This is a genomic window from Staphylococcus sp. GDY8P198P (assembly GCF_017891615.1).
Classification (GTDB): domain Bacteria; phylum Bacillota; class Bacilli; order Staphylococcales; family Staphylococcaceae; genus Staphylococcus; species Staphylococcus cohnii.
Genome location: NZ_JAESJQ010000026.1, coordinates 1 through 9,493, shown reverse-complemented (window position 1 = coordinate 9,493; position 9,493 = coordinate 1). Strand labels below are relative to the sequence as shown.

Annotated in this window: 8 protein-coding genes and 2 pseudogenes; 7 read left to right on the top strand and 3 right to left on the bottom strand. The window is 36.8% G+C overall.

Features of this window, described 5'->3' with window-relative positions:
• Positions 1-131: 131 nt before the first annotated feature.
• From KA824_RS12700 to KA824_RS12670, 7 genes and pseudogenes are all read left to right on the top strand, one after another.
• Positions 132-569 (top strand): annotated as a pseudogene (locus KA824_RS12700) (site-specific integrase); the annotation flags it as partial.
• A gap of 108 nt (positions 570-677) precedes the next feature.
• On the top strand, positions 678-2,225 hold the full coding sequence (gene istA / locus KA824_RS12695; RefSeq protein ID WP_032495648.1) for an IS21-like element ISSau9 family transposase: 1,548 nt from the start codon (positions 678-680) through the stop codon (positions 2,223-2,225).
• Entirely contained in the window at positions 2,218-2,970 is a 753-nt protein-coding gene (istB, locus tag KA824_RS12690; RefSeq protein WP_000358824.1) for an IS21-like element ISSau9 family helper ATPase IstB, read from the top strand. Before istA ends, istB begins: the two co-directional genes overlap by 8 nt.
• 243 nt (positions 2,971-3,213) lie before the next feature.
• Positions 3,214-3,393, top strand: a complete 180-nt coding sequence (locus KA824_RS12685; protein ID WP_013356267.1) for a hypothetical protein — start codon at positions 3,214-3,216, stop codon at positions 3,391-3,393.
• Positions 3,394-3,511: 118 nt separating this feature from the next.
• The gene (gene cfr, locus KA824_RS12680; RefSeq protein WP_001010505.1) at positions 3,512-4,561 is read left to right on the top strand and encodes a 23S rRNA (adenine(2503)-C(8))-methyltransferase Cfr; all 1,050 of its coding nucleotides are present in this window, start codon (positions 3,512-3,514) and stop codon (positions 4,559-4,561) included.
• 685 nt (positions 4,562-5,246) lie between these two features.
• Positions 5,247-5,984, top strand: a pseudogene (locus tag KA824_RS12675) (tyrosine-type recombinase/integrase); the annotation flags it as partial.
• Between the two features lies 1 nt (position 5,985).
• Positions 5,986-6,351: a DUF6262 family protein gene (locus KA824_RS12670; protein ID WP_000619629.1), complete on the top strand. Its 366-nt coding sequence runs from the start codon at positions 5,986-5,988 to the stop codon at positions 6,349-6,351.
• 282 nt (positions 6,352-6,633) lie between these two features.
• On the opposite strand, the gene KA824_RS12665 is transcribed toward KA824_RS12670, so the two are convergent.
• The 3 genes from KA824_RS12665 to KA824_RS12655 all read right to left on the bottom strand — a co-directional run bounded on the left by KA824_RS12665 (position 6,634) and on the right by KA824_RS12655 (position 9,052).
• The gene (locus tag KA824_RS12665) at positions 6,634-7,050 is read right to left on the bottom strand and encodes an NAD(P)H-dependent oxidoreductase (protein ID WP_031883923.1); all 417 of its coding nucleotides are present in this window, start codon (positions 7,048-7,050) and stop codon (positions 6,634-6,636) included.
• 177 nt (positions 7,051-7,227) lie between these two features.
• Positions 7,228-8,655, bottom strand: coding sequence for a chloramphenicol/florfenicol efflux MFS transporter FexA (fexA, locus tag KA824_RS12660; RefSeq protein ID WP_113555347.1), 1,428 nt, complete (start codon positions 8,653-8,655; stop codon positions 7,228-7,230).
• 253 nt (positions 8,656-8,908) lie between these two features.
• Complete coding sequence (locus KA824_RS12655; RefSeq protein WP_002360221.1) at positions 8,909-9,052, bottom strand: hypothetical protein; 144 nt, start codon at positions 9,050-9,052, stop codon at positions 8,909-8,911.
• Positions 9,053-9,493: the final 441 nt, after the last annotated feature.

The following is a 9,493-nucleotide window of genomic DNA, read 5'->3' as shown; positions in this document are numbered from 1 at the left end:
TTAAACATAGTATCCTAAACTAGAGTACTCTAAGTACTCGAAGTTTAGGATTTTTTAATTACAGTGCTTTAACTATTAAATATATAAGGGTATTATTAATAGTAGTTAAAGTATTTAAAGGTGGTGGAAAGATGAAGGTTCAGAAAGTAATTGTGGAGGAAAAATCATATCCGTTATACATACTGCTAGATAAAGAATTTGAAGTGATAGAACCGGTTAAGCGATTTATAAAGTACTTGGATAATACGGGCAAAGCTCCAAATACCATTAAAACATATTGTTATCATCTCAAGCTGTTTTATGAATTTATGAGCCAAAGTAGAATCGAATTAGGAGATTTACAATTTGAGGATTTAGCAAACTTTGTAGGATGGTTAAGAAATCCAGCAGGGCATTTAAAGGTAATAGATATACAACCAAAGAAGGCTAAAAGAGAGGAAACATCAGTTAATTCCATACTTAACGCTGTAACTAGTTTCTTAGAGTATTTAAATCGCACAGAAAATTTTAAAGCTATAGATATGTCTAAAGAAGCAAGAGGAAGAAACTTTAAGGGGTTTCTTCACCATTGTATATGTTAACTTAAAACTGAGCCACCAACGCAATTGAAAACTGAGCCACTTCTGTAGGAAAATAACCCTAGCACAATCGTTAGGGGGAAAACAGGAGTGATTACGTTGAACAAGAAGCAACAGGTGATTCAGCTGCATCTTCAAGATGTCAGCCAAAGACAAATTTCCACAGAAGTGAAGGTCTCTAGAAACACCGTATCCAAATATATCGAAGCCTTTGAGAAGAGTAAGGCGACCGATGTTCGTAACCTGCCGGTTACAGAAGATATTTTATCGCCTCCCTCCTACAAGAAAAGGGCTGGAGTGAAACGTAAAATGACGGAAGAGATTGTGGAAAGGCTCAAGGGGTTCATTCAGGACAATGAATGGAAACGCAAAAACAACATGAGCAAGCAACAAATGAAAAAGATTGATATGTATGAAAAACTGCAAGAAGAAGGGTACGATATCGGCTATACAACGGTTCGGAATTTCGTCAATAGCGAGGAGAGACGAACAAAAGAGGTCTATATTCGCCAACGCTATTCAGCGGCCTGGGAAGTGGAATTTGATTGGGGAGAAGTAAAACTGGTGATTGACGGGAAACAGAAGTCCTATTCACTGGCGGTCTTCACCTTGGCTTACAGCAATTACCGGTTTGCGCTGCTTTATGAATCCGAGACGATGATCTGCATACAGGATGCACATACCAAACTGATTGACCACTTAGGTTTCGTTCCCTCTGTTTTCACTTACGACAATATGCGAACCGTGGTGAAATCGTTTGTCGGAACAGACCGGAAAATCACGGATGGCATGATCAACCTCTCCAATTACTATGAATTCCGGATCCGGCTCTGCGAGCCAAGAAAAGGAAACCAGAAGGGGCATGTGGAACGGAGTGTGGAGGTTGTTCGCAGAAAAGCATTTTCGTATGACATCGCATTCCCTTCTCTTGAAGACGCCCAGAAACGTCTAGCCCAAACCATTCTGTCGCTCAATAAACGGATTCACCATGAAAAGAAACTCGCTCATATAGAATTGAAAGACCAGGAAAAAGTTGCCGCTGCTCAAGAGGCGCTTCCTCTGCCATTCGATGTTTCGGAAGTCGTGGAATGTCGGGTAGATAAATATAGCACCGTCACGATTAAGCAAAATCGGTATTCCGTACCTGAAGGTCATGTAGGCGCATGGATTCGTGCAAAGGTAAGTGCGGATTCAGTCCGTCTCTTTATTGAAGGGGAATTCGTCGCAGAACATCGGAGAAATTGGGGTGTTCATCAATGGGAAATGGATCTCTATCATTACATAAAAACTTTCACAAAGAAAAAAGGCGCTTTAGCTCAAAGTGAATGTTTGAGCCAAGCACCAAATCAAATTAAAAAACTCTTCGAAAACCATTATATCGGAAAAGAGAAAGATTTTCTAGAGCTACTCCTTTATGTACGTGAGAAAAATCAGTGGGATAACGTGATGGCTGCCGTCCGACAGATTGAGACAAAAGGTCTCGGCGACATCACGACCGAAAAGCTAATCTTTCTGAGCGAACAAACAGATCTGGTACCTGCGGTACCGCTGCATCCAGACGAGACGGTCGAACAGGCGCTTCAAAACATTAAGGCCTTTTCAGCGATGTTCAATCAAGTCGATGAAGGAGTGCTTGAACATGGATAAAAAGCAAAGCGTCATCGACCTGTGCAAAGAATTACGTCTTCCTGGCATCCGTGAGTTGGTCGAAGAAGACGTAGCATTCCAGGAAACGACACCTGCGATTGACCTGTTACACACCGTGTTAACGAAGGAAAAGAATGACCGCTGGATCCGGTCTAAATCCACACGGATCCGCCGTGCGAACTTTCCGGAGAAAAAGCTGCTGGAGGAGATTGATACTCGAGCGCTGCCGACAGATGCGCAGCAAAAACTGCCCAACTTACAGACGCTCGATTTCATCAAAGCTGGACAGAATGTGATTCTGACCGGTTCTCCAGGAACCGGCAAGAGCCACCTGGCGATCGGCTTAGGGGTAGAAGCTTGTTTAGCGGGCTACAAGGTTTATTTCGCCAGTGTCTCGTCCTTAATCAATCAGTTGAAGGAAAGCCGGTCCGAAAGGACCTTACGCTCTTTCGAATTGCGATTTGAGAAATATGACCTCGTTATCATTGATGAATTAGGCTACATTTCCTTCGATAAAGAAGGGGCTGAATTACTGTTTACACATTTGTCGTTGCGTGCTGGTCGATCCTCAACCATTATTACGAGCAACCTGTCTTTTGCGAAATGGGAAGAGGTATTCCATGATCCTATTTTGACCGCCGCATTGACGGATCGCTTGACGCATAAATCGCACGTGGTGAATATGATCGGCCCATCTTACCGAATGAGAGAAACGCAAAAGTGGCTTGAAAATAGCCATTCATAAGTGGCTCAAAATTAAATTGCGAAATGGCTCAATTTTCAGTTGCGAAATACACCCCCACCTTCTATCTCGTCCAGTTGGTTTCCCCAGTCCATAAATATCAGATGAAGACAAGGCACTAAAAGTTTTTATAAAATTGGTTGATTTAGGTTTTACATTATGTTGCTAACTTTAATATTTACATTTGAATATTAAAATGTTACAGTACAGGCTAAGTATATTAATTAGTGAAAGGAGGTAATAGCTATGTTAACTGTTTTTAGAATCTTATTCGGTGAAAATACAAAAATCGGAAACCGTTTAGCTATTAAAGGGAGTAGTCTGTCCTTTTTTAAACTAAACAATGATATAAAAACAGTTGCCGGAGCTTTGCCTCTACTATGGATAAGTTTAAAACAAGATCATCAACATACTTGTTTTATGTAGTGAAATATGCATATTTGTATGTTTTGACTTTCGGCACCGGTAATTTTTATCTGTGTTTTTTTTGTGTGCAAAAAGAAATTGATTCTTAACTAGAGCAAATTGTGAAAGGATGAAAGAAATGAATTTTAATAATAAAACAAAGTATGGTAAAATACAGGAATTTTTAAGAAGTAATAATGAGCCTGATTATAGAATAAAACAAATAACCAATGCGATTTTTAAACAAAGAATTAGTCGATTTGAGGATATGAAGGTTCTTCCAAAATTACTTAGGGAGGATTTAATAAATAATTTTGGAGAAACAGTTTTGAATATCAAGCTCTTAGCAGAGCAAAATTCAGAGCAAGTTACGAAAGTGCTTTTTGAAGTATCAAAGAATGAGAGAGTAGAAACGGTAAACATGAAGTATAAAGCAGGTTGGGAGTCATTTTGTATATCATCACAATGCGGATGTAATTTTGGGTGTAAATTTTGTGCTACAGGCGACATTGGATTGAAAAAAAACCTAACTGTAGATGAGATAACAGATCAAGTTTTATACTTCCATTTATTAGGTCATCAAATTGATAGCATTTCTTTTATGGGAATGGGTGAAGCTCTAGCCAACCGTCAAGTATTTGATGCTCTTGATTCGTTTACGGATCCTAATTTATTTGCATTAAGTCCTCGTAGACTTTCTATATCAACGATTGGTATTATACCTAGTATCAAAAAAATAACCCAGGAATATCCTCAAGTAAATCTTACATTTTCATTACACTCACCTTATAGTGAGGAACGCAGCAAATTGATGCCAATAAATGATAGATACCCAATAGATGAGGTAATGAATATACTCGATGAACATATAAGATTAACTTCAAGGAAAGTATATATAGCTTATATCATGTTGCCTGGTGTAAATGATTCTCTTGAGCATGCAAACGAAGTTGTTAGCCTTCTTAAAAGTCGCTATAAATCAGGGAAGTTATATCATGTAAATTTGATACGATACAATCCTACAATAAGTGCACCTGAGATGTATGGAGAAGCAAACGAAGGGCAGGTAGAAGCCTTTTACAAAGTTTTGAAGTCTGCTGGTATCCATGTCACAATTAGAAGTCAATTTGGGATTGATATTGACGCTGCTTGTGGTCAATTATATGGTAATTATCAAAATAGCCAATAGTATTGAACAAGGTATATAGCTGATATAATAAGGTGAATTTTTAAATAATATTAATGCAATTAATATTATTTTGATAACTCAATTATGCTAGTATTTTCTTCAAATATGAATGGACTACTGGGTGGAAGATAATTAACTAATCTGTATTCTTCTAATTTGAAATGAATAAGTTTCAAAGTACTAAGATATAGGATTAGTCATCCATTTTTTTTAAATCAGTTTAACTAGATGTTTTGTTTGTCGAATGACAAAAAACTCTTATTTAGTATAAATGAATAGATAATCCTTCCAATAATAATTGGGAGGATTTTTTATTCTCCCTAAATACAAATGTAAGTTAATGAAATATATACTTGAAGATGTTTATGGCATTCTAAAAATGTAGTCTTTGGCAGTTAATTTATGTAGTCTCTCTAGAGAACAACTTGAAAGTATTCGGGAATGCGTTCAGCTTCATAAAACCCTCCTCAATTATATAATCTGAAACCCTCTTGCTAAGTTCTTCTTCAACTTTTTGAAAACCTTTTAATATCATTTGATTTCTCACTTTATTAGCGTTCGTAAAAGTACACTTTTACGAACACTATTTAAGTGACCCTATATAAAGAGAAAGTACCGTTCATAAACATATGAAAATAAATTGTGAACGTTCTCTAATTTACATATACTTTTACGAACGTTTCTTGATAAAATGAAGAAAGAGCATATCATTCCTATTTCTAAAGAAATTGCTGCATTGATATTAGTTCAAGAGCAAAGGGTGGCTGATGAACTCGATGATGGATGTGTATATGTGTTTCCCCGAAAAGATTGCTCACCATTGAAACAAGATACCTTTAGGGTTAAATTAAATGAACTAGCTTATGAAGAAAAGATAACGGACAGCAACGGAGAAATTTTTCGTTTTCATGCTCATGCCTTTCGGCATACAGTTGGCACTAGAATGATAAATAACGGAGTGCCACAACATATTGTCCAGAAGTTCTTGGGTCACGAATCACCGGAAATGACGGCAAGATATGCACATATTTTTGATGAAACCCTAAAGAAGGAATTTACGAAATTTAAGGAAACCTTAGTAACGAATAACGGTAGCATTCTGGATTTAAGTGAGGAAAATACTGAAGCTGACAATACAGATCTTCAATGGTTTAAAAAGAATATCAATGCACAGGCACTTCCTAATGGCTATTGTCGGTTACCAGTAATTGCAGGACCATGTCCTCACGCAAATGCATGTTTAGATTGTACGAATTTCTGTACAAGTAAACAATTTCTTACTGAACATGAAGAGCACTTAGAGCGAACTAAAGAAATACTAAATAGGGCTAAACAAAACCAATGGCAGCGTCAGGTTGAAACCAATGAACGTGTTAAAAATAGATTAGAACAGATTATTCATTCGTTAAAGGAGACGAATTAAAATGATTAGAAAAGGTAACACAACTGCCATAGTTCAGCTAGCTAAAGACAAGTCGGAGAAAACAAGAATTAGGGTTGAAAAGACAATTTCAGAGATGGCATTGAAAGAAGAGAAGATTAATTTTAATTCCGTTGCACAAAAAGCAAATGTTTCAAAGTCATGGCTTTACAAACAAAAAGATATTAGAACTAGAGTGGAGACATTAAGAGGGATGCAGATAAGTGAGTTAACCCCCCGTAAACCTAGTAAAAGCCCTCGTTCAGAGGACGTATTAATAAAAACCTTAAAAAGCCGTATAAAGGCGTTAGAAGAAGAGAATGAACGGTTAAAGGATCAAGTTCAAAAATTACATGGCAAGCTGTTTTAGCAGATTTGTGTTTCTTGGAATTTATTGGGCACTTTGAATTGGCTACCTAAAATGAAATCGCTAAAACCTTCAATAACTTCAATAGCCCATTTCCCTAAATGTGTTAAGGGGAAATGGGCTTTCTTCTAGTATTGTTGGCATGATCGCAGAAGTGTTTTATGCTCTTAAATAATACTTTTTAATATATTGCAAATACTCATTAGCACTTTTCTGTATCTCTTCGCCCTTCATATCCGAATTAGCACCGTAAAGTACAAACTCTGGTACATATTCAGCATGAATCTATGCACATAAAGATTTGAATGGTGTTAACATCTGGGTTAATGTATGCTTGTTTTTACCCATACTTGTAAATTCACCTTTTTTTACGCCAGCTGATATAGCTAATCCTAATTTTCGATTATAAAATATTCTTTTACCCTTTGATCCGTAAGCCCATCCATATATAATCACTTCATCGATCCATTTTTTTAATAATGAAGGAGAACTATACCAATATAATGGAAATTGAAAAATAATATTATCATGATTTTCAACTAATTCCTGCTCTCTTTTTACATTCATAATAAAATCAGGATACTCTCTATAAAGATCATGAATGGTAATTTCGTTTGAATAAGACGCTGCTTTTTCTACCCAAACTTTATTGATTCGAGAATTTGGCATATCTGGGTGAGAAACGATCACCAATGTTTTCATTGTTTCATCCTTAACATACTCAACTTTCGCACCAATAAAACAGTGTACGAAAGTTGAGTTACTTAAAAGTATTCTATTCTAAGAAATTCAAATTTGCGTGATTCCTAAGCTATTTATTTACAGCTTAAACTATAGAAGATGAACTAAACAATAACTAATCTTTACATAACTAAGTTATTACCCACGCTTTTTTAAACCTAATCCAGCTATTAAGGCAATGAGTATTGCCCCTGTAGCTGCAAGGAACGCATCTGAGTAGGACATAGCGTCCAATATATATAATGGATTTATCGGCTCAGTAGCATCACGTCGAGCGGATAATAATGCTCCAATCATACCTGCTCCAGTTCCTGATCCAAGGTACAAAGCACCTTGGAAAATCCCCATTCCGACACCAACCTTGTCTGCATCGAGTGCACTTACTGCGGCGTTATTTGCGGGAGAATTCGTGAATGCAAAAGCAATCCCTACTCCGAGGACCCCCACGGAAACTAACAGAGGTGAAGCACCAGATGCATAGGTGGACAAGAATAAGGTAGACAGCCCCATCAGAGTCATCCCAGTAATTATCAGACGTTTATCCCCAAATCGATCAGAAAGACGGCCAACGAAGGGAGATAAGATTGCAACAGCCACACCACCTGGCAACAATATCATTCCAGCCTGTCCAGAAGAGAGTCCATTCACCTCAACGACTAGTAATGGGACGAACATAAGAACAGCGAAATAAGCAAACATCGAAAAAAATGCAATTATGACCGTATTGACATAATCCTTGTTATTGAACAGGACAGGTGGTACAAATGGATTTTCTGCGGTAACAATTCTCCAAATAAATCCCACCAAAGCTACAACAGAACCAATTAGGCTAGTTAACGATGAGAACGAAGAAAAACCAGAAGTTTCTCCTTGAGTGATGCCAAAAAGGAGTAATCCTACTGTGAGGCCGAGGAATAAACCACCAATGAAATCAAAGTTCTTATTGCTTCCTACGGATTCTGCCGGTTTAATTGTCGGTAACGCGTAGTAGGCACCAATAACAATCATAATGGCTAACAAAAATGTGAACCAAAACAAGGCATTCCACCCTAAATATTGACCAACTACTCCACCAAATATTGGACCAGCAGCAGTTCCAACACCAATACTTCCTGCGATAATTCCCAAAGCTCCCCCACGTTTTCCTTGTGGGAAAACCTTCGAAATTGCAATGACTGATAGAACTGGAATTGCGGACATCCCAGCACCCTGAACCATTCTTCCCAAAACCAACAATGGGAGGTTCGGGGCAATTGCACATAAAAGACTACCACTTGCCAGAATCATAATGGCAAAGATATATAGCTTTCGTAACTCAAAAAAGTCTGAGATTCGACCATAAATCGGAACTCCAATCGCAAGAACAAGTGCAATACCACTAACTATCCAACTCACTTGAGATTTCGAAGCTTCTAAATCTTTGCTTATTAGTGGAAGTACGGGATTGACTGAATCAGCCGTAATTGCACCTACAAGTACAGATAGGGAGAGTACCATCATTAAAAGCCTAGTAGAACCCCTTTTTTCAGATTGAATCATTTCTTTAGATTTACTATCCTTTTTCATTTTATTTCCTCCTAAAATATATTGTGATTTTAGGAGGCTAAATCCACTGCTTTCACCATAAACCTCACCTCATATCTATTTATATTGTAAAACCAAATCAACGAACTCACCATATTTCTACAGCATGATTAAAGATTCGGTTCTCCAAACTAACTGAACTGATCAAACAAAAAAAAGGCACCAGTTTAACAACCGGTGCCTAATCATTCGTATGCATTTTTACAAATGCAATAGATTCATAAATTTTTGCCCATTATATAAAAGGAGGCAAAAAGTTTTCCGGTAGTGTTTCCATTTTTTGTTTTTGTGAAAAAGGACATACTGATCCCGTTGTACCTAAATCCCCTGAAACTTTTACATGCTTTCTAAACTCGACATTAATGAAATCAATTCCCATTACTTTTTGCCTCCTTTCTCATATTGTGATAATAACACAATAATAATTGATGAAAAAGAAATAATCAACCCTACTTTTTTGAAAACCAATTTAAAGCTTTACTACTTTTACTTACATAATAAAGGCAGGTGCAGTATAAACTTTTTTAAATAGGTCTTCTTTAACGAGCAGGTAGCGTCAGTTAAAGTAGATAATTTAAGATCGAAATCATATTATAGATATTCCGAAATTGGGCGTGATTGTTGCAGGTCAAAAGCTTAATTCCTCGATAAAATAAAAAGGAATTAGTTTTTTTATTTGTGGTACATTCTTCTGACCGTAATCAATTGTCATCTAATAATTACATTGTATTTTTTCATTTGATTTAACACGTTAAATATATGTTCTTAAAGTAAAAACATTGATGTTAATGGATTTTTAGTAATTTACTCTTGATAAGAT